Consider the following 26,095-nt stretch of genomic DNA (forward strand, 5'->3'; position numbering starts at 1 on the left):
ACAGTAAGGGGTATTTCTTTACCATGGAAGCTTGTTGTTGTTAAGTGCTCGTTGCAAAGCTTTAACCATTTCAGACGTTGAGCTGATAATACCGTCTTGAGTTGTTCCCAAAGCTTTCTGCATTGCTTTGATCGTGTTCTTTCCGCACAATCCATCGATACCACCGTTGTAGTATCCTTTGGCTTTCAAGCCTTTCTGGATCACCCGAATCAAGTCAGATCCGATCAATGTAGTATCAAATTGAGCTGAATGCAAATTAGCATTACAAGCTTCTTTATATTGGTGGCTTACTTCACCATCTTTGTAGGTATCGTGATACTCTTGCAGACGTGTGGTTACTGCTGGACCCCACTTACCATCAACTGACAATTTGGTAAATTGCTCAACGATATTTGATGATGTATTACCAGATAGCAAGCTGTTCACTTTGTTTTGTACCTGAGTCACATCATACCCGGCAGCCTTCAACGCTTTGTTCCGTTGATCACCGTTCCCCCACAAGCCACTAATCACTTCTTTAGCAACTGTATCGATCGATTTACCACCAACTGTGATCGATGATTCTGCAGCAATACGATAAAACTGGTGTTGCAATCTTGTACTCATATAGATGTCGTTCGTATCTGTGTGAATGCCATCCCAGTAGTATGAACAGTGGATAAATTTATTGTTGGCCAAAAAGATACCCGTATGGCCACCCGAACCGCTTGATTGACCAGGAGTGCCTGCGATAAAGATATCGCCACGTTTGGCTTCACTTCTGCTGATTTGTTGCAGTTTAGATCCCGACATACCAAACAGTGTTTCTGTATTACCCATGGATCCCGATGGCAAGTAACCACCTGCTACCATAGCGAAAAATACAGATGAAGAACAATCGTAACTTTTAGGACCCATTCGGTTAGTCATAGAATAGGTTACCTTGCCTTCGCGGTCAGTCATCCATTTGATCATTTGTTCAATACTCATGATTATCTTCCTTTCTAAATAAAAAGAGCAGCCGATTGGCTACTCTTTCTTGTCTGTAAATTCTTGGCCAACACCGTAATCTGCAGCATCTTTGCTATCTAATGCTTGGGTTTCAGATTGACCATCACCATAATCGATTTTGATTTCAGTTACTTTAGGTTTTGGATTCTCGGTGCTATCTTGTAATTTTGTCAGTCTTTCTTTCACCCAGTTTGGAATTGGAATCCCCAATTGTCCAAGATTCTCAATGATCGAGATCCCATAAACTGCGATATAGAAAAAGACGAATGCCGTGGCAAACGTCTCAAGGTTCATGATTTTCAAGTACGGATAAGCAATGATCACTAAGCATACAACTAGCATATGCTTAACAATGCCAAGCAAACCTTTTGTGCTGTTGGCGTCCTTAATGAACACCCCTTTGCACAAACCTGTCACAATATCCCCAACTACTACCCACAAGAACAGCTGCACATATCCATTTGTCAGTAACCCCCGAAATTCATTTAGTAACATCCCGTTATCAATAATCACCATATTTACCACCTTTTCTAATTTTTAAACAAAGTTCAAGTTCCAAAAATTCTTTCATTCTAATTTCCCCCAACTGAACATATGCCACCTACTTTCCAAAATAAAAAGACAATCGATTTGTTTATCGACTGCCTTTATTAACTATTCTTTTTGATCGCTTAATGCACTGTCAATCAAATCCCAGATAGATTTCTCTATTTTGTCAAAGTAATCTTCGAACGGTATGACTAACATTTCCTGCTTTTCACCTTCACTTGAAATGTTTATATACCGAATAGTTACGTTATCATTTTCTGTAATAACAATATCTCGTAACTCTCGACGATTGAATATAACACTTTTCTTTACTTGAGTTGAGATTTCTCCTGCTTGATTAATATCTTGTCCCATGTTATCCCTCCTTATACCGTTGCTCCAGAAGCATCAACCCAAATTTTTGATGCAGGATATCTGCACCAAATAGGCTTTCCTATCGTGGTATCAAAATATTGTTGGCCTGCATATAAATTCGACGTTGGTCTATTCGCAGTAGAACCAGCTGAAACGATTGGTATTGTAGCAAACTCGTTATTTCCGACAAACTGACCAGTCTTTTCTGTAACAACATAACCTAAAGCATTTTTCCCTTTAGGATCATTCTCCAACAATAAATCACCGATATTATAAGCTAATTCATTTTGTGTTGAGGTACCGTCGCCTAATGTTCTTGGTCCGGATGAATCGAAATAGATTGCTTTATCAGGTGCTGCAATCCCCAAATCGCTAAGAGCGGTTCTTGTTCCAATAAACGGCATAAATTGGTTTCTTCTCATTGAAACACTTTGCCCGTTTTGATCAATGCGTGAACTTGGAATAGGAGAAGTTGTCTTAGATTTAGAGTATTTCATATTAGCGTTTGAGTAACCTTGCTGTGTGTACTTCACAATACCCAATTTTACTGAATTTTCTGTTGAACTTCCTGAATTATCTATTAAATATCCGGTTTTCCCGCTTGGCAATGTAGCCATCTCCAAGACGTGTAGTTGCTCAATGATTGTAGGCCCATTCGCTCGAATCACATAGGTGTCATTAATATCCAAATCATTATCTCCTTGCTGCCTATGGATTGCTAATGAAGTAATATTCACACCGAATAAATCTGTTTGAACAATATGTTTTGCCTTTGGTGATTCAGTACCGATATTAGCGACCATTCCTCGACCGCCAATATTAAAGATTGTTCCAGTCCCTTTGTCGCAACAAACAGTATCTAACGTACTATAAGCACAGTGGATATTGTATGGATCCTGACAAGATGGTGCATATATGAACCCGAAGGTATTTGATGTCCCGCTGTTAACGTTCAAAGCATTTTTCTTACATCTGATAACAAGATTTATAAAAGAACTTGAATAGCAAACGTCAAAGATTAATCCTCGACCAACGAGGTTTATCCCATTGATATGTTCGACATTCATTCGCTCGCATGCTTCGCCGGTAACCAGCATCGATTCTGGATTGGTCGATTGATTCTCAATCCATAAATTACTCAGCTGAATCCCCGTTGATTGTGTTCCAGGACTAAGAATATTTTCTCGTTCTTGTGTATGCAAAATCATTGCACTATCTACACCGCTAATGTTTGGACTATCAGAAACTAATGTATCATTTCCAATTTTTATCAACCTTGATTCATGCATATGAGTTCCACGAATATTTATCCCTTGGCCAAACCACCAATGATCATTATCTTCAACTCTCGTTTTCAAAATAAGCGGTTTGGAAAATACGAATCTCCCTTTAGGAAGTACCACAGTATGCAGTCTATTTTCGAACGCAAAATCTAGCCAGTCTTGTAATGCCTGATAATCGTCTGTGGTTCCATCTCCTTTTGCCCCGAACCAATAAGGATTAGCGCCGCGTTCCAAGAATTCGTTGTGCGTCCTAAGGACAAATGATTTATCGTTTTCAAACGAACGAAACTCAGAGCTTAAGCCGATTTGTTGGTCGAGCCTAGTGGGCAAGTCGGGATATGGAGCTTCAGCGTCCGCAGGTTTTCTCGAACGAATCAATTCACTTAAAACAACTCCACCTGGATCAACTGATTCAATTATTTCTTTGTTTTGTTCAACGAATTCTTCCCAGTCAGACTTTCCAGAAGCTATATATTCTTCGTATAATCTTTTTAAATCTTCAATTGTCCAAATGTATGTAGAACCATCACTAATGATCTGTCTGGTTCCATCACTAAATACATTTTTTGTGACCTCATAGGTGAAATCACGTGTAGTAAATTGTTGGACGAAGGTGTGATCATCCGTCATTTTTCGGAAACTAAAATAAGCCAGCTGCCTTCCTAATATTTGCCAATCTTGCGCTCGCATGGTGTATTCTAGTTTTCCGTTTTTCGGATCAGTCATTTCTTCCAGATTTAATTTTTGTTCGATAATGCCTAGTCCGTTTGTTTGTCCAATCTTCGCACAGAAGAAAACTTGTAGCCCCTCGTAGGATTTAGGGATCGCATCTTCTAAAATTTGCACAACAAGAGTTTGTGTTTCTTCATCTGCTTGCCTGATTTTTAGTAACCCAATGTTATTGTTGGGCTCACTTACGTTAAGTGTAATTGGGTATCTAACTGCCAAAGCTATCACTCCTTTTTTAAATTATATCAAACATATGAATTAATTCGGTGGAATAACGATAGATGAAATTCCGGCAGGGCTTGTGTACTGTCGATCGAATTTTCCTATAATCATTCCTTGTTCCGTATTTTGTTCATACGTTTGAATGCGCCCATTTTCTAATCCACGAATTACACCAGTGTGGCCATAGGTATCATCTACTGTTGGCCAGTTCGCCCATAAGGCTCCACGAGTGATATTAATGATTGCCCCCACTTGCAATTGCGCATATGTTGGGTTCTTGATCACAGTCCAGCCAACAGCTGCCCAATCATAGGCTATACCGATATCGCTAGCGGCCGACGTACTGCCTTGCCCTGTTAAATGACTCATGCCGTATTTTGTGCCGGCACCTAATCCACAGCCACCCATATAGCCAGAATACTCTGCGGATAATCCATAACATTGCCCATTGCCTACACGCTGTCCAAGCAAATCTTCTAAGTGTTCCAATCCACGATTTGATGTCACACCATCGAAAGGAATATAAGTTTTATCGATCAGTTGTAAGGCATCAGCTTTTTCATTACGGAAACGATTTTGAATCCCCTCTACATAAGCAGGTGCAACCATAGATGCTGCATTGGCCACGATGTAATCACAAACAGACGTAATAAACCCGGCGTCACTCCAATTACTAGCATATTGTTGGACGAAGCTCTTGAAAAAACCATTTGAAACGGCAGCTGGATACCAGTTTTGAATCGATGCCATTAAACTTAGTGTGCCTAGCAATTTCTGACCATCATTCATGTTTACACCCGTACTTGCTTCTAATGCCTCGATCGCTGGTTTCAGCTTGGTGCGGCAGAAATATTCTGCTTGAATACGGGTAAACTGCGTATCATTCGCCTGGCCATACGCTGCCCAAGAGTTGTTAAATTCTGTACTCCCTACGGATCCTGTTAGTGCAGCACGTGCGTCTGGATAGTATTGCGCCAGCCACGCTAAAAAGTTATCCATTTCATAAACTTGGGTAAACGAATATTTACCATAGTTCCAACCCGCACCATCATCTAATGGTGGATGATAATAGCCAGAACCACGATCACCCATTTCGTATTTTGCAGTTAACGCAAGGACTCTAACAAATACATCAGACAATGTTCCGCCTTCACCAGGACCAGGGCCGCCATTTTGACCAGGTATGACTTTTTGACCGTTGATTTTCAACTCACCACGTATATCCATATCGCCAGATAAAGTGATATTTCCGATAATTCTTATATCTGGATCAATCAGATAAATGCCTTTTCCATTCCCCAAGATTAGTCCGGTTCCTGTTTTGGCAGATAAGGCAATGTAATCATTATCCACATCACCCCGAATCATCAAGGCTTTTCCGTCCATTGAAACAGGTCCATCTTGATCCATCAAGTCGGGAAATGGTTCGCCAGCAGTACCAATAGTTCCTAATGACTTATCTCCACTCCAAAATTGCAATCCCTTCTTGGTTAGCTCCATGATTTTGAGATCACCATTCCATAGTTGCAACGTTCCAGATACCATTCGCAACAAATCACCCATACCGTTGAATGAGACTTCCATAATATCCGTACGAATTTTCCCAGCACGAATAAAGTCTGCATTCAAGGTACCGTCAATGCTCCATGCGTTAACAAAAGGCCCAAGCCAACCAGTTCGAGAAAATCCTAAACCTTGGTTGTTTATTGCAATTACATCCTTAGCGGTATCCCGTGAATCTGTATCCATATAGTAGGTTGTATGAGGTTTATTTTTTGGATATTGCAAAACACTTCCACCTTCAACACCATTAATCAGATTGGTTACGTAGTCCACAAATTCAGACATATAACCCTTCTTAGTCAAAGTTTTGATAGTTTCTTGCAATTCATAACTTTGCTTGGTGTAAAAAGCCATTTGAGCATCCCCAGAATAGATTTTCTTGTTCTTTTCTGTTAATGAATCATAGACAACGCTATTTATCTTCGTATCAATGTAAATATCGTAAAGTTTATGATATACAGAAAAAGTATCAAATAATCCATAGTTCCTAATTTTGGCAAACTCTTTCGCCTCTTCGGAATCAGTCAGGTTTTCAATTTCTAACTCAATGCTGATTTTGGGCTTATCAGATCCCACGTTGATAGATTTAAAGTAATTAGCAGCGACTCGATTCAAGCTTGCTAGGTCCTTTACCCCTTGCTCTTCTGTGAATTGAATATGCTTAGCATAGACATCTGGATAGTTTGTTGCTAAATCAGATAAAACTGCATTTCCATAAATGCGATTAGTCGTTCCGTCCTCACTGTTTTGGAGATCAGCGTATGGCAAAACTTTGGTTACAATACTGGACCAATCAAATTTGACCTTTAGACCAACTAGATCTTTCCCGTAGCGAACAGTCCCGACATTGTCACGGCCTCGCCTTCTCAGTAATGAGAGTTTAAACGGCTCCCGCTTGATCTCTCCACCCCAGTATTGCAACATGCTTCCTTGCTCACCAGCAATGCAACTCAATACATTACGGGCTTCAAAAACAGTGCTGGAAGTAGTTTGGATATCAGAATATAGTTTCACATCACTTGGTTCATCCATTCCATTTTCGATAGCTGCCATTGCTTCAGCGCCGTTTTTAGAATCGATTGCCACATGCTGTACTTCACGATTCCCGATTTTATAGGTTCGTGACTGGCCATAAATCAATATGGTGTTACTGATTGTATCTTCGTACGTATTCTTGATCTCAAAGATATGATAATCTTCCTGATCATTAGGCTTCGCTTTGATCTGATATCCGTTTTCAAAATACTTAGCAAATCGACTAATCAATGGATGCTCAATTTCAACTTCATATTTGCCATTTGCTTCTTCAGTTACATCACATCGAGTAGTATCAATCATGATGCCTAAGCCATTGTGACTAAAGTCTTTTTCGGTTGGATCATAAATTCTAGGTTTCAAATTTTTGTCCACCACCTTGGCATCAAATTAAATTCCTGTACGTTCCCTTGCCATCTAATTGTTGTGAAATCTACTGGTAGAATAGGGAAATCTATAAATTTCGTTTTGCTATCTTGGCTTTCAAGGACTCCATCAACAATGCGATAGGATTCTTCTAGCTGAGAATCAATGATTATTTCATTGCCAACATTGGTCAATTCGAATTCGTCATCATTGATCCAAAAAGAAATATCCCCCGAACCTAAAATTTGAATCTTAGGTTTCGAAGGATAGCGTTCAATGTTATGGATCTTTTTTTCATTATTCAACCATCTTAGACCAGTCCTTGACTGCTTAAATGGCCGCAAACTAATCGTGAATTCAAATGGTACCCAATCAGCATCCTTGTGTGTACCTGTAAATACAGGTGGACTAACTACGATTGCCTGATAAATGTAATGTGCATCAAAGCTGTAAGTGAAATCAGAGTAATTTGACATGTCTAACCAAGATCGTATTCGGTCTTCTAAATGCGGTACATGATCCAAACTTTCTGCTTTTGCAGTACATTGGATTTTCCATTCAACATTTTTGTAATAGGCGAAATCTACCACGACCGAATCATTTCCGGGTCTTGGTTTAAGCTCTATTACACGCCCCGCAGAGAGGCGTTGTGGTCTTGACCGCAAATAAGCGTTGAATTCTTCACTGTCCAAACCGTTAATCTTAAATTGCCCAGGTTTATATACCACCTAATACGCCTCCCTTTGGTGCATCTTCTCGATCTTTAAGTTCTTTGATAAATGTAACGAGTTTCTTGGCCATACCCATCAATTGCAGATCAGTTAGTTCGCCTAATGCTTGCAACGTAATATTGAAAATATCACCGGACTTGCCTTTGTGGTTTCCTGTAACGACATCTGAAAGTTCATCTTGGTTCGTAACAGTTGGCTTAATTTGATTCAGATCTACATTAGCCCCTAGACTGCTTGTATCAAGAGTAAGTTGATTTGCGGCATCCGTTAAGGCGTCTTGCATTGTATAGGCATCCTCTTCAATCCCTCCTGCAATTCCTCGAGGGATCCATTTACCAACTGCATCACGTCCCCACCTAGATGGCGAGTGAATGCCGAAGAATCCAAGAACATTATCCTTGAATCCACCAAAAACACCTTTGGCTGCATTCCAAAGTCCACTTGCAGCATTTGTTATACCTGATCCAATACCAGCAATAATATTAGACCCTACTTCAGCCCAATCAATATCGAAGAAAGCATCTTTAAGACTTGATATTAGATTGCCTCCTGTTTTTGCCAGAATTCCGATGTAACTCAAAAATCCGTCTATCAAAGCAACCATTATGTGTGGTATTGCTCCCACAATTGCAATAATGATCTGAGGCAAATTCTCTACCAACGCAATGAAAAGCATAACCCCCGCCTCAATCAATTGAGGAATTGCATCATTAAGAGCCGATATTACAGCGGTAATGATAAATGGGATAGCCTCTACGATAGCAGTGATAATCGTAGGTAGTTCAGCAACCAATGATATTAATAATTGAATTCCTGCATCAATAATCAAAGGAATAGATCCGATCAAGAAACTGACTAATGCCGTTATAATTGCTGGCAAGCTTTGTATCAGCATCGGTAATGCCGTCAGTAATCCTTGAGCTAGTCCAACAATCAATTGCAACGCTGCATCCAACAGCATAGGCAAGTTATTGATCAATCCTTGCACGATTGTTATCAATGCTTGAACTGCTGCAGGTATCAAGGTAGGTAAAGCTTGCGCGATACCTGTAACCAACGCTGTAATAATTTGCATGGCTACATCAATAAACAATGGTAGATTGTCAACAATCGTCTGCACAAGACTCAATAAAGCATCAATTACAACAGGAATCAATCCTGGTAGTAATGTTAACAATGTTTGCAATACTTGATTAAACAGATCTGTAACCGCGGATAGTAAAGTTGGCAATAAATCAGCTACCGCCGTGAGTAATCCATTCAAAAGTCCAGGTAAAGCAGATACAATATTTCCCAGAACGGGTGTAATATTTTTTACAACATAACCGAACTGTTCAACTAGGTTATCAACCAGTTTACCTACGTCAGCATCTGCATTCCCCATTCCAGCTAGGAGATTTTGCCACGCTGATCCCATACCAGCAAGTGATCCGCTGATAGTTTCTGTAGCTTCTAATGCAGTAGTTCCAGTAATACCCATTTCAGTTTGCATCACGTGGATGGCTTCTGTGACATCAGCAAAACTAGAAAGGTCATATTTAATGCCGGAAATCTTTTCAGCGTCGGCTAAGAGGCGTTTCATTTCTTCTTGAGTACCACCATAACCGAGTTTTAGGTTATCAAGCATGGTGTAGTTTTGCTTAGCGAAACCTTGGTAAGCATTTTGGATACTGCCTATGTCTGAACCCATTTTATTGGCGTTATCGGACATATCAGTTACAGCTTGATTCGCCACGTCTGCTGCTTTTGAGGTGTCTCCACCTAGTGATTGTAGCAAACTGGCACTAAAGCCTGTGACGGTTTCCATGTACTCATTTGCTGATAGCCCTGCTGTTAGAAATGCATCATCAGCGAATTGTTGCACCTTTTTAGATGCATCACCAAACAACGTATCTACCCCGCCTACAAGCTGTTCATAATCGGCATATGCAGATATAACCTTTTGACTTAGGCCGACTGCAGCCGCTCCTGCTACACCAGCTGCAACCGCCATACCAGTACCGATTACTTTCAGACCGCCGCCAATTTTGCTGAACATGGAGGTTGATTTTTCGGCTTTGCCTGTTATTTCGTCAATGGCATCATTTGCTTTTTGGTTATCAGCATCAATGGTCCCAAACATTTCAAAGACATTAAACGCCAAAGCCATCACCTCCCATGTCTTCTAGCATTGCTAATGCATTTTTAGCGGCTTTTTGAGCCTCTGTTTCTACCTGCTCTTTTGGTTTAGCACTTTCAATGATTTTTTGTTTAAAATCACCAAATGAATCAGTACGAAACGGATTAGATAGATAGATTTGCCACAGTTGATCATCAAATTCACCATCGAATAGCACGGATAGAAATTCGGGCAAGTCTTTCCACTTGATCGTGGACAACAAAAAAGAGACATCGTTATATCTTTTGAATAACGTGTCCCTAAACTTATGCATGCCACCATGATTTTGAATTAAAAGAGCAATTCTAACGCTTCTCGTAATTCCGGCTTTAAGAAAAAATCCTTCACCAGCAATCCGTAGGTTACAATATTGGTTTTTCCAATTTCATCAGTTGTTTTACCAGTCAAATCTGCTAAAAGGCCATTTAGTTCAGCTTTGATTTCACTAGAATGACTCATGATGAATTTTGCTGCCTTAGCTACTAAATCAAAGCTTTGAGCTGAGATATCTGATTGGATAGCTTTCACTTGTTCTGCAAGCGATTCTTGCTCACCCTCAGATTTTTTGCTAGCTACAAGTGCCAAGCCTTGCGCTTTTTGAGTTTGGATTTTGGCAGCATCTTTTTGTTTTAGGAAGTCAGTCACTAATTCAGTGACATTCAAAATTTGAACAATTTCGATCACTTTGAACAAATCATTGGCTTCGAGTTCACGCATGGAATACCCCAACAACCGTTCTTTGATTTTATTGTTCTTTTCAGCCGCTTTGACCTCAGCAGCTTTTTTCGCGGCTTCAATCTGTTCAACGCTTAATTGATCATTTGCTTCACTCATTTAGCTTTTTCCTCCTCTGGCGCACCATCTACTTTTTTTGTTGTTTCAACTGTCGCTTTTTTTGATCCATCGGCATCGATTGGTTTAATTAACACTTTTTTCAGTTTGTTATTCTCAGTAGATAATTCTTTGATTCGTTTTTTGTCTTCATTGGTATAAATATCACCTGACCAATATTTGACCCCTTTTTCAATAAATGGATAAACTACTTTATATTTCAAATGTACTCATCCTTTCTACGGCTCTAATTCAGGCTCTTTGGGCATTAGGATCTTGACTGGTAAGGAGGTAGTAGTCACATCGTCCATTGGCGTACGAGCAGCAAATGTCAGCGGATAAATCGCTTCTGCTTTGTCTTTCACTTCAAATTCCAATCCAGAAGTGCAGATAGCAAAATCCATGATGATAATAACTGGCTTATCCGATCCGCTAATTGTGCCGATATAACCAAGATTTTCAATGTAATCCGATTCTTCAATTTTCTGCTTAGGAGTGATCACATCGTATCCGGCTGGATATTCTGTTTCATCCGATTCTTCCACATCAGCAAAAAGGGCCATCTTGACGTTGTCACGTGTGTGTTCAATGACATTCACTTCAAAGGTTCCTTCGCTTGATTCGATCATGTCACCGCCTACTGGTGTGGTGAATACACCATCAACTTCCACTTGGCGTAGATTATTTTTAAGTGACAACTTAGATCCGCCGCTTGTAGCGCCCAGGAGATCATAGGTCCACTTTTTATCCGTAGCATCCCAGGTTAAGTTCCGAACTAACGCACCTGCATTTAAAAGGTAGCGCTTGGGTGTATCAGCAGTATAGCCGCTTTTAGGTAAAGTCTCGCTAGTAATTGCCATTCTAAATCCTCCAATCAAATTTGGCATAAAGCCTTATATTCCGACGTTGCAAAGTGTCTGATCCAGTTGGCACATCGTTGTCTGCGTCATACTGTATCTGCACCAAAAATTTATCAGTCACTTGATAAAAAGGCTCATTGTTAAATGATTCCATCATCGCTGATAATGCTTTTGCGATTGCTACGTCGCTCTTGTTGTTATCAAACAGATCAATATCAATAAAGAATCCTTGTCCTGCAAAGTGAGTCGGCTCACCAGTCAGAGAAAAGGTTTGATAAGGATACACAACATTTTTTTTTTTGTTCTTTAGGTAATGTGTTTCGGGGACAATCCTACTGAAAAGCCCCGTTAAATAGTTAATTACATCAATACGTTGGCTCATCAGCTAAATTCCTCCGAATATTTCTTTTGCTAACGCTTCTATTTGTGATTTGTTTTTACGAAAAGCTGGACGTAAATAGGGTTGGGGTTCTTGCCCCCAAGTGAAGAACCATTCCCCGCTTGGATCTTGATACACCCAACCACCTTTACGACCCATCCAATTTTCAGCAAATTCACCAGTGCCCATTTCTACATAAATGGCATACTCAACGTTTGTTCCTACATAACCGATCAATTCCGCCTCATCAACAACATAATCAATGGAATTCCTTAGTCTAGATGTATGAACAGCCGCTAATGCTACGGCTTGACCTTCAACTAGCATGCATGCTTGAAACAGCCATTGGATTGTTGCTTGTTTCAAAACTTCTTTGGCTTCATCGGAGTGATCAAGAAATTTCATCAAGCCCACCTCTTGCAATAAATCTCAAGGTGATCAGATAATTCCATTACATCATCGACATAGGTTATTTCGTATTCAATGCCTGATCTTGGGTTGAGGATGCGGTCGGTAGATAAGATTTCAAAGCTTGTGTCTTCCGTTAAAAACACATGACTAGACGTTGCCAGAAGGCTATTCTGATATGTCTGTTCATCAGAACCAGTGATCATATCCAACCAACCTAAAGGCTTGTATACCGTCTGCCATTCAACGATAGGCTGATTCAATTCATCTTTTTCACCAGTTTCCTGTTCACGTCTGATTTCAAAGGGAAACATCGAATCACCTACCATTTCAATAGCTTGTATTTGTTAATGAACGACATTAAAGCAGCTGGATAGCCATTGACTGACTCGCCGCTGTTCTGATCATAGTAAGTCTCAGACATTCGAGAAACAGTCTTGGATTTCAATCCAACTTTATCGCGCATTTTAGCATCATAGGTCAAAAGTTTTCTAACCCCTGACAATATATCTGCCGGATACTCAACTTTGGTCAAAAACGCATCTGGATCTGTCCCCGTGAACAATCTAGGGTTTCTTTCTAGATTAATAAGTTGCCCATCGATATTGCTCACAACATACAGACCATCGTTCCACTTACTACCTGAAACTTGAATAGTATCTTCTGCCCTAAGGCCTTGGATATCACCCAAGACAGCAATAGTTGTTTCATTTTCAAATCGTATTTGTTTAAAACGAACCTTCCGATTCTGAAAAGGATTATTAGTCAGCATTCGAATTGATTTTTCGATACCATCTAGATCCTCTTGCGTCGCATCAGGATAAATCTTCTTTGCATCTTCCAAGGATATGATCATAAGTCTGTCTCCTCTCTAAAGGAAAGAGGACAGCTTATTTGCCATCCTCTTTTTTTGCAGCAGCATCAGTTGTATCTTTCTTTGATTCTTTGACCTGCTTTTTCAATGCTTTGTTTTCAGCTTCCAATTTGGCAATTTGCTTTTCCAGATCAGCTGTATTGACTTCCTCAGGCTCTTCTTCAACGATGAAGCCTTTTTCTTTGAATCTAGAAATCAACCACGGATCATCAGTTTTGCCGATGCCATGTTGAAACATGACACCAAAAGATTCACCTGTATAGGATTTATTAGGCGCTTTGATTTGCATGATTTATCCTCCTATCTAACCTTCAAGTTACGCAACACGCCAGCTTTTCGTGTTTGCTTCAATGCTACACCAGCAACCATTTCTACTTCGCCTTTTTTAACTGCACCAGGCGTTGTGAAATTAGGCATATAGGCTGTAATACCAGCACTTCCAAGTGGTGTAACACCGTGGAAACCATCTAAACCTAATGATACGGCATATAGGTCAGTCAAGCCGCCAACTGTATCTTCGCCGATCGTGCGCTCAACGATTTCAACGATAGGATCCGTTTTCTTGGTAGAGGCATTGTAGAAATACCCTAAGTCGACCAATGGGATATTGTCATATCCGCCAACTTTGTTACCAAAAGCATCTTCAGTGCGTGTATAATAACCCGCTTGACGTGCAACAGACTGAATCATGTTGATCAATTTGTTATTTCCAAGCAACATTGTTGGTTTGCCATCTAATTCTGACAAGAAATCATCCAATGTTTCTAAAATTTTGTATTTAGTCATGGTTACATCTGTTAAGTCAGTCACTGCATCAGTTCCCAATTCTGTAGATGAACCTGTCAACATTTTGTCTAAACCATCAAAGCTATCCGCATCAACTGCAGAGTCACCGTTGATTGCAGTGTAGTGGAACAGGTTTGCAGCACCTTTAATTTTTTGTTCCATTTGGAAGGCTGATTCATTTAATTGACCAGATGTATTTTGAATCACACGGTCAACTTCATACGATCCGCCAAAGATTTTCAATTTAACAGATTTGTCTTGGCGATCTGCTTCATTTGGTGTGTACTCCGTATTGATTTTACGGAAGCCTGCAGTTGATGGTGTTTTCAATTGAGTGTATCCATAAACCAGTGTAGATCCACCAGTACCAGGGGATACAGCATCATCGAACGTCAACTGATCTAACAGAAATGAACTACGACGGAATTCGTCAATTGCTGATTGAATAATTTTGTCTTGCATAGTTGCTTTTGCTTGCTCTAATGTAACTGGCATAATGTATGCCCTCCCTTAATTAGTTTTGTTGTTCTTCCATTGTTTGTTCCATTGCTTCACGAATAGATGTAGGCTCATTTTTAGATTGATGACCGTCTCCCGGTTTTGCATCAATCCGTTGGAACCCGCCTAGTTTGTCCTTAGCAGCATCTTTATCTTTGTCATCAGACTTGGCTTGAAAGTAGTCAGGCATAGATTTTTGTAAATCTTTTACTCGACTATCTAGATCTTTGACCTTACCATCTTTGTCTAATTCCAAGGAACCTAGTTTAAATTTGGCATAGTCTAAATCCTTAGTACCAGCAGAACGTAGTGCAGATTCCACTTGGGAATCAATTTTCAGTTGGTTATTTTCAGTTTCAAGAGTTTGCGCCTTTGTTTTATAAGTATCAAGCTCTTTCTGGATATCCGGATTATCCTTTGTCTTGTCTTCTAAACTTTTGATTGTGTCCTTGGCTGTCTTCAAACTGTCAGAAAGATTGTTGTATTGATCCTTAGGAACAGCATTTTTGGGAAATTCTTGATCAATTTCCTTATTAGCTGCGTCTAAATCAACAGTGCCATCTTCCTTACGATGCTTTTCTAAAATACTTTTGATCCATTCCATGTTCTTTTCCTCCCATACCATTTATATAGCGGTCGGTTCCGCTTAGGATTTTCGGATATACTGCCGAATTCAGTGTGAATCAGTTTAGTGTCATGATTCAGGACAAAATAAAAAGACCCATTCAGGTCCTTAATCTTCTGATGACATAATTTCATCTAATTTACCGCTTTGGGCAAACTCGATTAGCTTTTCCAATGTCTGTATATCTACTGTGTGTTTTCCAATGATAAATGTTGGTTCAAATGGTTTGCCCGCTGTGACAGGATTGCCATTGATAGAAAATGTTTGTTTCTTTTCTATCATATCTGCCTTGACTAGACTCATTTCCCTTCCTCCCAACTCTTGTGAACCACTGTAGCGCCGTTCGTCGCATACCATTTGACTGATTGCTGCAGGTTGGGCAACGTGTGGCTGATCATAGCAATTTTCAAAGTCGATTCCGGTTCCTGTAAAGATTCGACAATTTCCACACTAACATGGTTGCTGTTCCATACAGGTTTGATCTCCGAAAGTGTGACATCGCCGTTTGAGTCTTTCAGTTCATTTTTAACAAAGTATCGACTATTTTCATCTTCAATAGCTTTTTTATACGCATTTGCAAGGCTTGTTGGAACTTTTAAAGTTAAAACCGCTTCATGAAAGTTCTTCATGCTTATTCCTCCCTCTTACTATTTATCCATTCTTGATAATTCTTATAAGCAGAAACTTTACCAGTTGCATTGTCACGCCGCAGTTTTGGCTCATAACCTTTAATCACATTGATTGTACGGCACCGACAGTTGCAATCCTCTCTAGCAATACCGAACATATGTGGCTGCAAAGTTTTCAAACCGCCAACTTCAAAATATTCATCGATTACTCGGATTTGACCATCCAATTTCCGATGATTATTACGTGTATCGCCGTCTAGTGTTGATACCCACTTTTTCTCAGCTTTTATTCCAAGTTCTTTGGCATGCTGTTGTGACTGCTGGCGAGTGACACTTGTGACACGCCCTGATTCCGTTCGAGCGATATTCATGGCTCTTCGATAATTGGCACCACCGATTTCAGCTATTTGAGCAGCCATTTTCTGAGTTGACCACCCTTTACTAAAACCCCTTGTAAGCACTCTGTTAAGGTTTTTCTTCATCTTGGAAGAATTCCCTTTTAGACGAGTTGAAAGCTTCCTGCCCGCAACCGGGGTATTGATTATGGTAGCTATTTGCTTATCGGTCAGCAAAGCAAAGGAAAGAGGTATTTCCTCACTCATTTCAAACTCATAAAAGAGTTCGTTATATGATGTACTAGCGTTGCGTTTTAAAAAATCGTACATAATTTTTCGCTGGTTTTCTTCAAGTTGATTGGCTTTGGCATACATTTGACTACGAATGAACTCAAGGAGCTCCTTTTGAAGCTTTTTACTAAAATTATCATCTTTTTCAATCTGATCATTCAGTTCAATGATTTCCTTTGTCATTTCGTTTGCCAACTCTTTATACAATGCTTGCAGCTCTTGATTGATATTTGATTCGGACTTATTGAGTAGAGATTCTATTTCCTTCTGGTACTTCGACATCAGGAATCACATCCTCTTCATAGTCTTGTTCATCCATCAGCTTCTTGATCTCTTCATAATCAAGATCAAAGACTTCGCAAATGTATTTGAGTACTGTTTCATCATCCAAGCGGACTGCAGCATTCAAGATATTGTCAATTTCGATTTGTTTGCGCTCTGCCTTGGTCTTCTCACGTTCCTCGACTTCTGTTTCATCGATCATAGTGTCACGAGTGATTATGATTTCAAGGTCAGATGTATCATAAGCAGTATTGTTACGTTGATTAATATCCGCAACGATCAGTTCAAGCATTTGTTTGATGATCTTACGCAATCGGATTTCTGCTTTATTACACTTTAGATCTAACAAGGTGTATCTGGACTGGATAACCACATTGGTCACATTGCCATCACCGACTTGCGAGGAATCAAATCCCATGCCGAATTTGTAGATACCCTCTTTATCAACCGTCAGTTTGGCTTTGCGGGCCTCCACTGGTATATTGACAGTATGGACATCAAGACCACCGGTATCACCAACACCAACTGCTCCACGCGATCGTAGGTTATTGATCAATTGTTCATAACCGTCACCATTAAAGCCTTTGACAGCAAAAAATGGCTGATCAAAGTCCTGTAAGTTATTGGACAATGCGCAAGCCATTAAATCGTAGTCATCTATCAGTGGTTTGATTGGATCTAAATCAGTAGTTTGGTATTTATTGTTGTCATACCGTAAAAAGGGAATAAAATCAGCAACGCCAAGCGCATTCCCAATCGATCGCCCATATGCTTCTTTGGTCTCAGGGTTCAATCTGGTGTCATGATACAAAGGATTGACCTCCACCTTAGGATCAAGCTTAAAGCTTTGTAAATAGCCGCCTTCGCTAATGAAGTACCAGACTTTCTCACTATCCCATAACTCCGAACGAGTGACACGAACCGTCTTGCCATCTTGGTAGATGTCGGTATCGTAATAGCGAATAATAGCAATCAAATTGTAATCTGCATCATAGATTTCAATTACTTTTAGACTATCAGCCACTTGGAAAGACAAGCGATCCTCACCTAGCTTTGTATAAACGAACTCATAGCCCTTTTGACTTCCCCCTTCGACTAATTCTTGCAGCATCAGCTGGAAGTCTTCGTCAATGTATTGATCAAGTAATTCTTGCAGTCCTTTTTGTTCCGTCTTGATTTCAACAGGATTTGACAACAAGTATTGGACCTTTTGATCAATAAGCTCTGTCAAATAGCCATGAGGTATTTTGATATTGCTTCTGGAAGTTTCTTCATGTACTTTGCCTTCATTGTCCATATAGAACAATCGGAAGTGTAAAATGTCATGTTTGTATTGGTAATAATCTACACCCTTACGCATTTTGCGCTTATAGCTTGCTGTGCGATCTGAATTCACTGCTTGTTGCACTGCAGATGCTAACGTCTTAGGTTCCTGAGATAAAAAATATTTTGGATCCAATGAAGAATCACTCCTTTCCTCTAATATAACCAGCCATCTGGTTTGAGTACCGTATAGCAGAAATACCTAACAGCATCCATAGCATGGTCATTTTGCTTGGTAGGTTTATCTTCCCCACGATTAACAGCCTTCACATCCCAAATATAGGCACTAAACTCTTTCAGAGTGTTAATACAATTCGGTGCGAAAGCTATTTTATCTTCATTCAAAAGAGAACCAACGAATCTTATTCCGTCAAGAACATCGTTATTGGCTTTTCTGATGAAGTATCCATATTTTCTTAATTCAGCAATAAAGGAAGCCGCTGATGGGTCAATGATGATTGCTTTTGTCTTTATGCCACCAAGAAACTCAACTAAATCAGCAGCAAACTCACTATCAGTTTTTTGTTTTTTCTTATCTCTACCAGAATAGTAGTATTCTTTGACACATACCCATTTTCCGTCTTTGCTTTTTTGCCACATTAAAAAGACAGTGGCATTTTGCGTACCATAGTCAACACTGACATAGGTTTCACCAGTCGCAAGGTCAATAAATTTTTGATATACATGTTTTGCTTGATCAAACATATCGTAAATAATACCTTCAGCGACCGTCCAAAGACCTAAAATATATCGTTGGTAGAATACGCCAGAATACATATTTCGATATCTTTGCTTTATTGTTTCATCCAAACTAAGGTTGTCATCCATGGTGAAATGGAGATATACCAGATTCTTTTCTTTGAGCTTATCGATCCAATTCAGTTTGAACCAATGATATGGACCATCTGGGTTGCAGTTAAACCAAAACTTGGAACCTTTCTCGGAACAACGCCCAGTCGCTTGGTTTACAAATGATTCTGGCATAAGCGCTACTTCATCGAAGAACATGCCAGCTAATGTAATACCTTGAATCAAGTCTTGCGATCGTTCATCTTTACCACCGAAAATATAGAAGTAATTGGTCTTACCTTTTTTTGTGACTTCTAACATATTGTCAGCACGATGGTCTTTGTAACGATAACCTCTCGATAGAAGCATTAGCTTTAGCCAAAAAAGCACGTTCCTTCTAAATGATCCGATAGTTTTACCAGCCATTCCAAGGTTTTTGCTGTCAAATGTTGACATAGCCCACATGACGTAAGACAAACACATTGAAATAGTCTTTCCAGAACGAATAGCCCCATCTGCAATGATTCCATCTTTATCTTTGACAGCAGACTTTTTAGTCCACCATGTAAGAATCATCTTCTGCTTTTTACTGAAAGGCTTGAACTTAAATACTGCCTGCTTTACTCTTCTGGCCATAGTTCTTCACCTTCAGATTCCAATGCTGCCATGAAACCATCGTCTTCCATATCAAACTCTTCACTGCCATCCTTATTCTTGGCACGCAGATTATCAATTTGAGCACTCATTAATTGTAATTTAAGTCTTCTTTCATCTTGCTCATCAGAAACAGCTATAAATTGCTTAATTAGATTAGACAACGTACCCATAGCCCTTGATTGAGCATTTAGGAAACTGGCTTGTTTATCCCAAGCATACTGAAACTGACGTGTGACCTTCGTTTGGACTGATTTGCCTGTTTCTTTATCAACAAACATCGGATTTACTTCCGCACTAACAACATCTTCTGTATGATCAAATTCACTTTGAACGTTCATGATTTTCTGCGATCGTATGATTGCGGTGTATTGGATCATAATATTGTTCCAAAGAATATCGCTTGGTTCAGAAGTATAAAGTTCTTGAATTATTTGGCGTGTATCATCGGGAAGCCAGTTGGCAAATAGTCCATGGCTAACAGCATTCTTATTGTCAGGTGGTGGCTTGCCTCCGGGATTACCCTTGGCATTTTGATTCCCACGCATTGAATCGTAACGCTCTTTTTCATTCGGAGCGCTCCGTTTCGCTTCGCCGTCCCATTTATCTTCAGATTTCCATTTACGGACAGTAGAAGCAGATACACCTAATTCTTCGGCAATATCTTTGAGAGGCTTCTGTTTATTTGATTCTATCCAAATACGATATGCTTCATCTCGCATTGGATTACGTTTTCTAGCCATCCATTCTCCACCACCTCACAATCTGTGTTTGTTTTGTAATTCTATTTAAAAAAAAGACCTCAGTTGAGGTCCTAGCTAATTAATAAAAATCCTTAAAAAAATTAATTATCTCTCGAGTATTTTTTATCCTAGCATCAGTATTCACATCACCTTTACCTGATGACTCTATTTCATCAAATTCTTTCTCAAATATTTTATTTACCTCGTCGTGATTATTTTCCGATGTTAAACTTTCGGACACAGAATAACTTGAAAGTTCATTTTTTAGTATTTGTAATCTGTACTTTTTCATTTCATTAATTACATCTAAGTCATTAGAAAAATATTTATTAAAATATTCAATGGTGTCTTTTACATTTTCTAGTCTTGATGAAGTTTCGGCTTGATTCCTAATTCCCATTATAAAAGTGTATTTTGTTATATCCTTGACTAATTTTTGATTATCTTTCTTCAACGTATCTATTGTTTTTTTGTTTAAAACTAACTGATACGTAACGACAAATACTGACAGTGTAAGCATTATACCTGCTATAGCTATCATGGAGTCAGACACAAAATTTGCATGCTCAATTTGCATTTTGAAAAAATCGGTTATTTCACTATTCAAGATTTCCACTCCTTTTCCTATATCATATCAAGAAACAGAGTGATAACCAATAAAAAAACAGTCCCGAAGGACTGCCTAGTAGGAAGTATCAAAGATCATGTGAGTAATCTAACTGACAACTCCCAAAGCCACTGGAGTGGTAATGCTCCACTCACGATTATTTCTCCAAGGCGTGTTCACTCAATAATCAAAGCCTTGCGTCTTTCACAGCACCAACCAAATAGGTTTACCCTTGCGAGTTGCGTCTTCTACTTCCGCCACAGTGACATAATAAAAAGACGGCTAGCGAATGAAGATAAGGAGTGTGTTCAACTCCATTCATAATAGATTTTTTGTCGCCGTCTTAGTTAAATACAGGGCGCTGGGAATAATTTTCAGAAAGGAGGTCTGCCAACGCATCTTAAAGGAGTGCGCCCTGTTATTTACAATAATTGATAATACTATCTTAATATGGATTATTGGCATTAAACCGCCATTATACCGCCAAAAAACCGCCATTTTTCAACGATAAGCGACAAGCTTGCCACGACGATAACTTTCAGCAAATTCAACCAATGCATCTGATTTCATTCGCTCAATTTGCCGTACTGAATAGCCCATCTCATCTGCGATCCTTAGATTAGAATACTGATCTTGTAAGCAGAAGCTATAATGAAGTATCTGTCTGCTTGTTAGCTTCAAAGCCATAAGTGCCACAATTATTGCATCTCTTTCTGTTTCTGCATCCAATCTTTGAATAAAAGCATCCTCAGACTTATTTCCATTACTAGGTGTTCTAGGCATATCAGTAATAATTGGTGAGCGGACATCGATCTTTGAACGACCTGCAATCCGCTCCAACCGACGGTAGTTCTTCAAAACATATCGTGCATTCTTTCTCGTTTGCGAGAAATCAACTTCTCTTAGTAATAGCATCATTGCTCAATCGCCCCTTTATTTGGTATAATGAAGTTACCTTGGCGGGGACAAAATCATTATTTTGGGGGCATTGGGCGATTGCTTAATGCTTTTTATTGTGCTTTACTTTCGATCTCTTTTAACTGCTCTTTGACGATCACTTCGATGATCAAAGCCATCTTGTTCCATAAAATAGCTTCCTCCATAATCTTGCTCCTTTTTGTCAGTAGCCTTCCCTATCACAACGCATAGAAACATAATCACAACAAAAGCCGTTGTACCTAGTACTGCAACTGTCATCTTCATCCCCCCGCTTCCATCGCATCTCGCACTAACGGATCATTAATAATAATCTTGTACTTCATCTGCTCATGCTGCAGTTGTTCTTGTAACTGCTCAATTTGCTTTTGTTGGTTGATTATTGTATAGGATGATGAAATAGCTAAAACAGACAAAACGAATATAAAACATGCTTTTATCATCATTTCTCTGACACCTCCATAAATTTGCTGATTACTTTTTTATTTATTTTGATATAATTTTCTTATCAGCGAGTGGTCCGCTGAAATAAATGAAAGGAGCACACCCATGTCTATTAATGTTTCATTAACTCAATTCTTAACATACACATCAAAAGTGAGTACAAGCGCCAAAATAAAGGCTGTGAGAGATATTAAAAATTCGCCTGGCTATCATCCATCGATTGATTATTGGAAGCCTTTAAGAGATGAGATTAAAAGGTTACACGAAAATAATCTACCAATTGAAAACTTGAATAATCTCTTACTCAGCATTAATGAGAAAAAAGTTAAAAATTACACCGGTGCCATAAATACCTACATTCAATTTATTAAAAAGAACGATGTAGCTTACTTCAAAACTGGTAAATCTTTTTGGAAACTTACTGATGATTTATTTGTAGGTGCCTCACCTGAATTAGGCCTTATAGTTAACGGTAAAAAACTTTACGTTAAGGTTTATTACAAGAAAAAATCTTCTGATGCAAAACTGACAAAACGTAACATACAATCATCACTCACATTAATGCAACTGGCAGAAAAAGATTTTCAAATGGAACCAGATTCGAATTTTGCTGTTCTAAATTTGCAAAATGGTAAAATTATCGAAGCTGGTCCATTGAAAAGTGAAGATGTTCTTGAACTAGAAGTTGATGCTCAAAACTTTGTAACAACTTGGAACCGGGTCTGATAGCACTACATTTCAGACAGCTCCCCTTGAATTTGAGCACAATTCTCACAAATAAAGATTCCATCTTCTAATTCTAGTTCGGCACTTGATTTGCACACTACACATTTTCGCTCCTTCTTACCGCAAGTACTTTGGAGCGAATTTTTCTTCCGATCTTGCTCCTTTTTTGAATCAGTTTCCATCTTATCCCTCCGTTCATGATATAATCGCCATAGGAGGCGATCGTATGAAATTTCATAATTATAATGATGCAGATAAAACTTACCTTGGTATAGCTGTAGCTTTTTTTATACTAGGACTAGGCTCAAAGTTCTATTGGATTCCAGCTGTTTTATTTTTATTAGTTGCTTTCCTAAAAGATTAGATACTTAGGTATCTTTTTTTCGTTATCGCTGACGATTGCGGAATTAATTTTATTACTCTATTCTCCAGCAAACTCCGTAATTTAAATCGCTTTTCAACGATATCAACACTTCTTTACAAGAAAGGTTGATAGCATGTTTTATAAGTTCCTGCTGATTCGATTTATTTCCGAATTGTTCAAAGTATTCTATTTTTCGTTTGACGGCTTCGATTCTGTCATCAATAATCTCAAATACTTCTGATTTTTCACTCACATTCATTCCTCGCTTTCTGCTATTTCGTCGGATAACTGACTTAGTAAAATGTAAAATATGTTACAATACCTAAAAGGGGGTATTGCTTTGGGAACTTTTTTAGCTTTTATTTGGTATATTTTTATAGGATTTATGCTTTATGGAATCATCAGATTGGCAGTTAAACACGGAATTTCAGATTCCAAAAAAAATAATTTATGATTCTGTTGCTACTCTTTTAGGGTAGTTTTTTTATTTCCACAATTTTGGTGGATAGTGGAATTAATCTCTTCCTTGCGACATAGCCATCAATGAGCCAACCAATGCATTAAACCCATTTTGAGAAAATTCCATAGTAATAATTTGGACTTTCCTTTTTCTTGTAGGAAAAGCACGAGCGGTCACTTGATAATTTCCACTCTCTAATTTTTCAACATCGATTACTTTTTCAATGTATCCGCTCTCTGGTAGTGCTGAGTTTTCTATTTTCATAATGATCCTCCTAGTTGGTAATTTCTTCCGATTGCTGACTAACGACCGCTAACGAATTTCCTCAGACTATGCAGACCTCTGCCACGTCTTTTCGATTTCCGATCAATCCAAGTACCAGTTGTTCCCCAATAATCAATCATGCCTTTTGGCGTATTGATCGCAAATTGATGATTATTTGGATAATGGGTAAACTCAAAACCCAAAGACTTGATATTTTTTATCGCTGAATCGCCCATGCGCTTAACATGCTGCTTTCTACGCTCTTTCAGGTAAGGCTTCGCATCTTTCCAGTATTCAACCATTTCTCCCATAAGGTGCCTTCTTTCTCCCGATTCTCAACTAACAAATTTCTGAGTTTCTAGCAGACTTCGTGGATTTTCTTAAGACTTACTACAGTCACATCGTTAAGATTTCGTTGTATTTCATCATCTTTTTCTTCAATACAGCTGAGGATCCTTACTCGTGCTGAATTCTTGTAGATACGACTTACTTGCGCTCTTATCTGACCTGAAAAAGGTCTTCCCGGAGTGCAGATGTAGCTTTCACCAACTTTTACAGATCCTTTTTCATGAACATTTGCTGATTCATATTCTCCAAAATCTTCGAATGGCGCTTTAATGCTTCTGCTTCTCATTGATGGTCCCTCCTAAAGTGGATTAATTTCAATTTCTGTTCGAGGATTGAAGCTGTATACTTTACGGCAGATGCTAACTGCTATCTGACCGTCGTCCTTGTACAAAATGCCGTTTACCGCATCCGTCACTGCTTTGAAATAATTATCAATGTCTGGCTTTTTATCGCAGTACATTGTCTCGTCCTGAAGCAAAGTCCTGTTTTTCTTTACTTTTGAGATATAAGCTGGTGGATATACGAAGAAGCAGACATCAACAATTACTGGTCCTTTTTCAATTAACAGCGGCCTTGTTGACATAGCATGGTATTTGACTGCATTTTTGTATGCTTTCATCGCTGATTCCTCATAGGGAGTCTTACGATGCTTGGTGAACCTCGGCCTTGATTGAGGCTTTGGTGTGATCGGTATGACGATTTTCAAGCAATCTGCTCCTTTCAATGCTTCGTTTTATTTAGATATAATGCTAGTTTTGCATCAAGCTCTGCTTGGCGCTCAGGTGATAACTGTTCTTCCCCCTGTTCGTTTACAGCCCAATCAGGTAGTTTTTCCTCACGTAGTAGCTTTTGATTATAGCCTTGTTTCTTAGCGCCTCTAGTTCGTTGATAATCCCTCGCTTGATCGATCGTTTTAACGTTAGCATCTGCCCATTCCTGCAAAGATGCCGTTAAAAAGCTAATAGCTCTATTCTTAGGGACGTCTTTACTCCCAGCAAGTTTAATGGCAGCTTCTACAAGTTCATCGCCATAGATATTCACCAGATTAAGCAGATCTTCAACCTGTACAACATTTGGAAAAAGCCATAATTTTTGGAAAGTTTCAAGGGACGCACTCTCGCCCGCAGTAGCATCTTCTTTTATTTCCTTTTCTTTACTTTCCTTTACTTTACTTTGTTGATTATTCCCCTGATTAACTGAGTTATTCCGCCCATTAATCGAGATATTCGACCGATTAACTTCATTTGTCAGCAAATACTTAAATTCAAGCTCAACTTTTTTACGTTCCTTAGTGGCTAGAATGTATCTGTTTTGAATTCCTTTAGAAGTTAATACGGAGTATTTATCAAAAATATCTTTATCAAAGAATTTTACTTGCACGGCTTTTCTAACCAGTTCTTCAACTGTGCCCTCCTTCGTACCAACTTCGTCAGCCACTAAGAACGCAAGGTCGTCATCCCACAAAACGTAATACCCCTCATCACGATAAATATTAGCCAGCAGGGCGACCAGTATATGAACGGCTTCTTTACCGCATGCTTTAATAATTCTTCGAACTTTTAAATCTGATAAAAAATCGACATCCAGAGGAAAATAATCAAGACCTTTCTTCGTTGGTCTTGCCACGCTTATTCCTCCTAATCAGAGGGAGTTTAACTC

Annotated in this window: 35 protein-coding genes and 1 pseudogene; 2 read left to right on the top strand and 34 right to left on the bottom strand. The window is 39.1% G+C overall.

Annotated features, from left to right (window positions below; genetic code table 11):
• Positions 1–18 precede the first annotated feature (18 nt).
• The 27 genes and pseudogenes from ECA1_RS06395 to ECA1_RS06525 form a co-directional block, all read right to left on the bottom strand.
• Complete coding sequence (locus ECA1_RS06395) at positions 19–972, bottom strand: peptidoglycan amidohydrolase family protein (RefSeq protein WP_060791997.1); 954 nt, start codon at positions 970–972, stop codon at positions 19–21.
• A gap of 165 nt (positions 973–1,137) precedes the next feature.
• Positions 1,138–1,506 (bottom strand): annotated as a pseudogene (locus tag ECA1_RS06400) (phage holin family protein); the annotation flags it as partial.
• A 138-nt stretch (positions 1,507–1,644) separates the two neighbouring features.
• Entirely contained in the window at positions 1,645–1,893 is a 249-nt protein-coding gene (locus tag ECA1_RS06405) for a hypothetical protein (protein WP_060791999.1), read from the bottom strand.
• Between the two features lie 11 nt (positions 1,894–1,904).
• Entirely contained in the window at positions 1,905–4,124 is a 2,220-nt protein-coding gene (locus ECA1_RS06410) for a phage baseplate upper protein (protein WP_060792000.1), read from the bottom strand.
• 39 nt (positions 4,125–4,163) lie between these two features.
• A complete protein-coding gene (locus ECA1_RS06415; RefSeq protein WP_425552838.1) occupies positions 4,164–7,028 on the bottom strand; it encodes a phage tail spike protein in 2,865 nt (954 codons plus the stop codon).
• A gap of 56 nt (positions 7,029–7,084) precedes the next feature.
• On the bottom strand, positions 7,085–7,819 hold the full coding sequence (locus tag ECA1_RS06420) for a phage tail protein (RefSeq protein WP_060792002.1): 735 nt from the start codon (positions 7,817–7,819) through the stop codon (positions 7,085–7,087).
• Entirely contained in the window at positions 7,809–9,965 is a 2,157-nt protein-coding gene (locus tag ECA1_RS06425; protein ID WP_060792003.1) for a phage tail protein, read from the bottom strand. Before ECA1_RS06425 ends, ECA1_RS06420 begins: the two co-directional genes overlap by 11 nt.
• The gene (locus tag ECA1_RS06430; protein ID WP_016608621.1) at positions 9,955–10,254 is read right to left on the bottom strand and encodes a hypothetical protein; all 300 of its coding nucleotides are present in this window, start codon (positions 10,252–10,254) and stop codon (positions 9,955–9,957) included. Before ECA1_RS06430 ends, ECA1_RS06425 begins: the two co-directional genes overlap by 11 nt.
• A gap of 17 nt (positions 10,255–10,271) precedes the next feature.
• Positions 10,272–10,814: a hypothetical protein gene (locus ECA1_RS06435; RefSeq protein ID WP_060792004.1), complete on the bottom strand. Its 543-nt coding sequence runs from the start codon at positions 10,812–10,814 to the stop codon at positions 10,272–10,274.
• Positions 10,811–11,035 carry a hypothetical protein gene (locus ECA1_RS06440; RefSeq protein ID WP_060792005.1) on the bottom strand — a complete coding sequence of 75 codons (225 nt, stop codon included), beginning with the start codon at positions 11,033–11,035 and terminating at the stop codon, positions 10,811–10,813. Before ECA1_RS06440 ends, ECA1_RS06435 begins: the two co-directional genes overlap by 4 nt.
• A gap of 15 nt (positions 11,036–11,050) precedes the next feature.
• Entirely contained in the window at positions 11,051–11,671 is a 621-nt protein-coding gene (locus ECA1_RS06445; protein ID WP_236596051.1) for a hypothetical protein, read from the bottom strand.
• A gap of 1 nt (position 11,672) precedes the next feature.
• Positions 11,673–12,053: a hypothetical protein gene (locus tag ECA1_RS06450; protein ID WP_060792007.1), complete on the bottom strand. Its 381-nt coding sequence runs from the start codon at positions 12,051–12,053 to the stop codon at positions 11,673–11,675.
• A 3-nt stretch (positions 12,054–12,056) separates the two neighbouring features.
• Positions 12,057–12,455 (bottom strand): HK97-gp10 family putative phage morphogenesis protein, encoded by a 399-nt coding sequence (locus ECA1_RS06455; RefSeq protein ID WP_060792008.1) that lies wholly within the window; start codon positions 12,453–12,455, stop codon positions 12,057–12,059.
• The gene (locus ECA1_RS06460) at positions 12,455–12,772 is read right to left on the bottom strand and encodes a head-tail adaptor protein (protein WP_071859255.1); all 318 of its coding nucleotides are present in this window, start codon (positions 12,770–12,772) and stop codon (positions 12,455–12,457) included. Before ECA1_RS06460 ends, ECA1_RS06455 begins: the two co-directional genes overlap by 1 nt.
• A gap of 8 nt (positions 12,773–12,780) precedes the next feature.
• The gene (locus ECA1_RS06465; RefSeq protein ID WP_060792010.1) at positions 12,781–13,314 is read right to left on the bottom strand and encodes a hypothetical protein; all 534 of its coding nucleotides are present in this window, start codon (positions 13,312–13,314) and stop codon (positions 12,781–12,783) included.
• A gap of 34 nt (positions 13,315–13,348) precedes the next feature.
• Positions 13,349–13,621 carry a hypothetical protein gene (locus ECA1_RS06470; RefSeq protein WP_051661462.1) on the bottom strand — a complete coding sequence of 91 codons (273 nt, stop codon included), beginning with the start codon at positions 13,619–13,621 and terminating at the stop codon, positions 13,349–13,351.
• Positions 13,622–13,632: 11 nt separating this feature from the next.
• Entirely contained in the window at positions 13,633–14,613 is a 981-nt protein-coding gene (locus ECA1_RS06475; RefSeq protein WP_060792011.1) for a major capsid protein, read from the bottom strand.
• A 19-nt stretch (positions 14,614–14,632) separates the two neighbouring features.
• Positions 14,633–15,220, bottom strand: coding sequence for a phage scaffolding protein (locus tag ECA1_RS06480; protein ID WP_060792012.1), 588 nt, complete (start codon positions 15,218–15,220; stop codon positions 14,633–14,635).
• Positions 15,221–15,349: 129 nt separating this feature from the next.
• Positions 15,350–15,544, bottom strand: coding sequence for a hypothetical protein (locus ECA1_RS06485; RefSeq protein WP_060792013.1), 195 nt, complete (start codon positions 15,542–15,544; stop codon positions 15,350–15,352).
• Positions 15,541–15,870, bottom strand: a complete 330-nt coding sequence (locus ECA1_RS06490) for a hypothetical protein (protein ID WP_060792014.1) — start codon at positions 15,868–15,870, stop codon at positions 15,541–15,543. The genes ECA1_RS06485 and ECA1_RS06490 overlap by 4 nt, the downstream gene beginning before the upstream one ends.
• 2 nt (positions 15,871–15,872) lie before the next feature.
• On the bottom strand, positions 15,873–16,778 hold the full coding sequence (locus tag ECA1_RS06495; protein ID WP_060792015.1) for a phage head morphogenesis protein: 906 nt from the start codon (positions 16,776–16,778) through the stop codon (positions 15,873–15,875).
• Positions 16,738–18,237: a phage portal protein gene (locus ECA1_RS06500; protein WP_060792016.1), complete on the bottom strand. Its 1,500-nt coding sequence runs from the start codon at positions 18,235–18,237 to the stop codon at positions 16,738–16,740. Before ECA1_RS06500 ends, ECA1_RS06495 begins: the two co-directional genes overlap by 41 nt.
• A gap of 20 nt (positions 18,238–18,257) precedes the next feature.
• Complete coding sequence (locus ECA1_RS06505; protein WP_060792017.1) at positions 18,258–19,526, bottom strand: PBSX family phage terminase large subunit; 1,269 nt, start codon at positions 19,524–19,526, stop codon at positions 18,258–18,260.
• The gene (gene terS, locus ECA1_RS06510; protein ID WP_060792018.1) at positions 19,511–20,287 is read right to left on the bottom strand and encodes a phage terminase small subunit; all 777 of its coding nucleotides are present in this window, start codon (positions 20,285–20,287) and stop codon (positions 19,511–19,513) included. Before terS ends, ECA1_RS06505 begins: the two co-directional genes overlap by 16 nt.
• A 79-nt stretch (positions 20,288–20,366) precedes the next feature.
• Complete coding sequence (locus ECA1_RS06515; RefSeq protein WP_060792019.1) at positions 20,367–20,894, bottom strand: hypothetical protein; 528 nt, start codon at positions 20,892–20,894, stop codon at positions 20,367–20,369.
• A gap of 501 nt (positions 20,895–21,395) precedes the next feature.
• Positions 21,396–21,812, bottom strand: coding sequence for an ArpU family phage packaging/lysis transcriptional regulator (locus ECA1_RS06520; protein ID WP_016608639.1), 417 nt, complete (start codon positions 21,810–21,812; stop codon positions 21,396–21,398).
• A 281-nt stretch (positions 21,813–22,093) separates the two neighbouring features.
• On the bottom strand, positions 22,094–22,276 hold the full coding sequence (locus tag ECA1_RS06525) for a hypothetical protein (protein ID WP_060792020.1): 183 nt from the start codon (positions 22,274–22,276) through the stop codon (positions 22,094–22,096).
• A 103-nt stretch (positions 22,277–22,379) separates the two neighbouring features.
• On the opposite strand from ECA1_RS06525, the gene ECA1_RS06530 reads away from it, so the two are divergent.
• On the top strand, positions 22,380–23,000 hold the full coding sequence (locus tag ECA1_RS06530; protein ID WP_060792021.1) for a hypothetical protein: 621 nt from the start codon (positions 22,380–22,382) through the stop codon (positions 22,998–23,000).
• Between the two features lie 5 nt (positions 23,001–23,005).
• Here the strand turns inward: ECA1_RS06530 and ECA1_RS17445 are convergent, their stop codons facing one another.
• Positions 23,006–23,182, bottom strand: coding sequence for a hypothetical protein (locus ECA1_RS17445; protein ID WP_155642941.1), 177 nt, complete (start codon positions 23,180–23,182; stop codon positions 23,006–23,008).
• A 44-nt stretch (positions 23,183–23,226) separates the two neighbouring features.
• On the opposite strand from ECA1_RS17445, the gene ECA1_RS17450 reads away from it, so the two are divergent.
• Positions 23,227–23,364 carry a hypothetical protein gene (locus ECA1_RS17450; RefSeq protein ID WP_155642942.1) on the top strand — a complete coding sequence of 46 codons (138 nt, stop codon included), beginning with the start codon at positions 23,227–23,229 and terminating at the stop codon, positions 23,362–23,364.
• 52 nt (positions 23,365–23,416) lie between these two features.
• Here the strand turns inward: ECA1_RS17450 and ECA1_RS06535 are convergent, their stop codons facing one another.
• The 6 genes from ECA1_RS06535 to ECA1_RS06560 all read right to left on the bottom strand — a co-directional run bounded on the left by ECA1_RS06535 (position 23,417) and on the right by ECA1_RS06560 (position 26,062).
• On the bottom strand, positions 23,417–23,617 hold the full coding sequence (locus ECA1_RS06535) for a hypothetical protein (RefSeq protein WP_034872015.1): 201 nt from the start codon (positions 23,615–23,617) through the stop codon (positions 23,417–23,419).
• A 261-nt stretch (positions 23,618–23,878) separates the two neighbouring features.
• Positions 23,879–24,088: a hypothetical protein gene (locus ECA1_RS06540; protein ID WP_060792022.1), complete on the bottom strand. Its 210-nt coding sequence runs from the start codon at positions 24,086–24,088 to the stop codon at positions 23,879–23,881.
• A 38-nt stretch (positions 24,089–24,126) separates the two neighbouring features.
• Positions 24,127–24,399: a hypothetical protein gene (locus tag ECA1_RS17560; RefSeq protein ID WP_060792023.1), complete on the bottom strand. Its 273-nt coding sequence runs from the start codon at positions 24,397–24,399 to the stop codon at positions 24,127–24,129.
• A 47-nt stretch (positions 24,400–24,446) separates the two neighbouring features.
• The gene (locus ECA1_RS06550) at positions 24,447–24,722 is read right to left on the bottom strand and encodes a hypothetical protein (RefSeq protein WP_060792024.1); all 276 of its coding nucleotides are present in this window, start codon (positions 24,720–24,722) and stop codon (positions 24,447–24,449) included.
• Between the two features lie 12 nt (positions 24,723–24,734).
• Positions 24,735–25,160, bottom strand: coding sequence for a RusA family crossover junction endodeoxyribonuclease (locus ECA1_RS06555; RefSeq protein ID WP_172462572.1), 426 nt, complete (start codon positions 25,158–25,160; stop codon positions 24,735–24,737).
• Positions 25,157–26,062: a Lin1244/Lin1753 domain-containing protein gene (locus ECA1_RS06560; RefSeq protein ID WP_060792026.1), complete on the bottom strand. Its 906-nt coding sequence runs from the start codon at positions 26,060–26,062 to the stop codon at positions 25,157–25,159. The genes ECA1_RS06555 and ECA1_RS06560 overlap by 4 nt, the downstream gene beginning before the upstream one ends.
• Positions 26,063–26,095: the final 33 nt, after the last annotated feature.

This window comes from Enterococcus casseliflavus NBRC 100478, from assembly GCF_001544095.1.
Classification (GTDB): domain Bacteria; phylum Bacillota; class Bacilli; order Lactobacillales; family Enterococcaceae; genus Enterococcus_D; species Enterococcus_D casseliflavus.

Excerpts from the sequence above, each read along its gene's own strand:
- ECA1_RS06450 (WP_060792007.1), bottom strand. The coding sequence starts at position 12,053 with ATGAGCCAACGTATTGATGTAATTAACTATTTAACGGGGCTTTTCAGT.
- ECA1_RS17560 (WP_060792023.1), bottom strand. The coding sequence starts at position 24,399 with ATGGGAGAAATGGTTGAATACTGGAAAGATGCGAAGCCTTACCTGAAA.
- ECA1_RS06485 (WP_060792013.1), bottom strand. The coding sequence starts at position 15,544 with ATGAGTCTAGTCAAGGCAGATATGATAGAAAAGAAACAAACATTTTCT.
- ECA1_RS06490 (WP_060792014.1), bottom strand. The coding sequence starts at position 15,870 with ATGAAGAACTTTCATGAAGCGGTTTTAACTTTAAAAGTTCCAACAAGC.
- ECA1_RS06455 (WP_060792008.1), bottom strand. The coding sequence starts at position 12,455 with ATGAAATTTCTTGATCACTCCGATGAAGCCAAAGAAGTTTTGAAACAA.
- ECA1_RS06430 (WP_016608621.1), bottom strand. The coding sequence starts at position 10,254 with ATGCATAAGTTTAGGGACACGTTATTCAAAAGATATAACGATGTCTCT.
- ECA1_RS06540 (WP_060792022.1), bottom strand. The coding sequence starts at position 24,088 with ATGAAAATAGAAAACTCAGCACTACCAGAGAGCGGATACATTGAAAAA.
- ECA1_RS06470 (WP_051661462.1), bottom strand. The coding sequence starts at position 13,621 with ATGCAAATCAAAGCGCCTAATAAATCCTATACAGGTGAATCTTTTGGT.
- ECA1_RS06415 (WP_425552838.1), bottom strand. The coding sequence starts at position 7,028 with ATGATTGATACTACTCGATGTGATGTAACTGAAGAAGCAAATGGCAAA.
- ECA1_RS06525 (WP_060792020.1), bottom strand. The coding sequence starts at position 22,276 with ATGATGATAAAAGCATGTTTTATATTCGTTTTGTCTGTTTTAGCTATT.
- ECA1_RS17450 (WP_155642942.1), top strand. The coding sequence starts at position 23,227 with ATGAAATTTCATAATTATAATGATGCAGATAAAACTTACCTTGGTATA.
- terS (WP_060792018.1), bottom strand. The coding sequence starts at position 20,287 with ATGGCTAGAAAACGTAATCCAATGCGAGATGAAGCATATCGTATTTGG.
- ECA1_RS06445 (WP_236596051.1), bottom strand. The coding sequence starts at position 11,671 with ATGGCAATTACTAGCGAGACTTTACCTAAAAGCGGCTATACTGCTGAT.
- ECA1_RS06405 (WP_060791999.1), bottom strand. The coding sequence starts at position 1,893 with ATGGGACAAGATATTAATCAAGCAGGAGAAATCTCAACTCAAGTAAAG.
- ECA1_RS06550 (WP_060792024.1), bottom strand. The coding sequence starts at position 24,722 with ATGAGAAGCAGAAGCATTAAAGCGCCATTCGAAGATTTTGGAGAATAT.
- ECA1_RS06505 (WP_060792017.1), bottom strand. The coding sequence starts at position 19,526 with ATGGCCAGAAGAGTAAAGCAGGCAGTATTTAAGTTCAAGCCTTTCAGT.
- ECA1_RS06465 (WP_060792010.1), bottom strand. The coding sequence starts at position 13,314 with ATGATCATATCCTTGGAAGATGCAAAGAAGATTTATCCTGATGCGACG.
- ECA1_RS06530 (WP_060792021.1), top strand. The coding sequence starts at position 22,380 with ATGTCTATTAATGTTTCATTAACTCAATTCTTAACATACACATCAAAA.
- ECA1_RS06480 (WP_060792012.1), bottom strand. The coding sequence starts at position 15,220 with ATGGAATGGATCAAAAGTATTTTAGAAAAGCATCGTAAGGAAGATGGC.
- ECA1_RS06495 (WP_060792015.1), bottom strand. The coding sequence starts at position 16,778 with ATGTCGAAGTACCAGAAGGAAATAGAATCTCTACTCAATAAGTCCGAA.
- ECA1_RS17445 (WP_155642941.1), bottom strand. The coding sequence starts at position 23,182 with ATGGAAACTGATTCAAAAAAGGAGCAAGATCGGAAGAAAAATTCGCTC.
- ECA1_RS06475 (WP_060792011.1), bottom strand. The coding sequence starts at position 14,613 with ATGCCAGTTACATTAGAGCAAGCAAAAGCAACTATGCAAGACAAAATT.
- ECA1_RS06435 (WP_060792004.1), bottom strand. The coding sequence starts at position 10,814 with ATGAGTGAAGCAAATGATCAATTAAGCGTTGAACAGATTGAAGCCGCG.
- ECA1_RS06520 (WP_016608639.1), bottom strand. The coding sequence starts at position 21,812 with ATGATGCTATTACTAAGAGAAGTTGATTTCTCGCAAACGAGAAAGAAT.
- ECA1_RS06460 (WP_071859255.1), bottom strand. The coding sequence starts at position 12,772 with ATGTTTCCCTTTGAAATCAGACGTGAACAGGAAACTGGTGAAAAAGAT.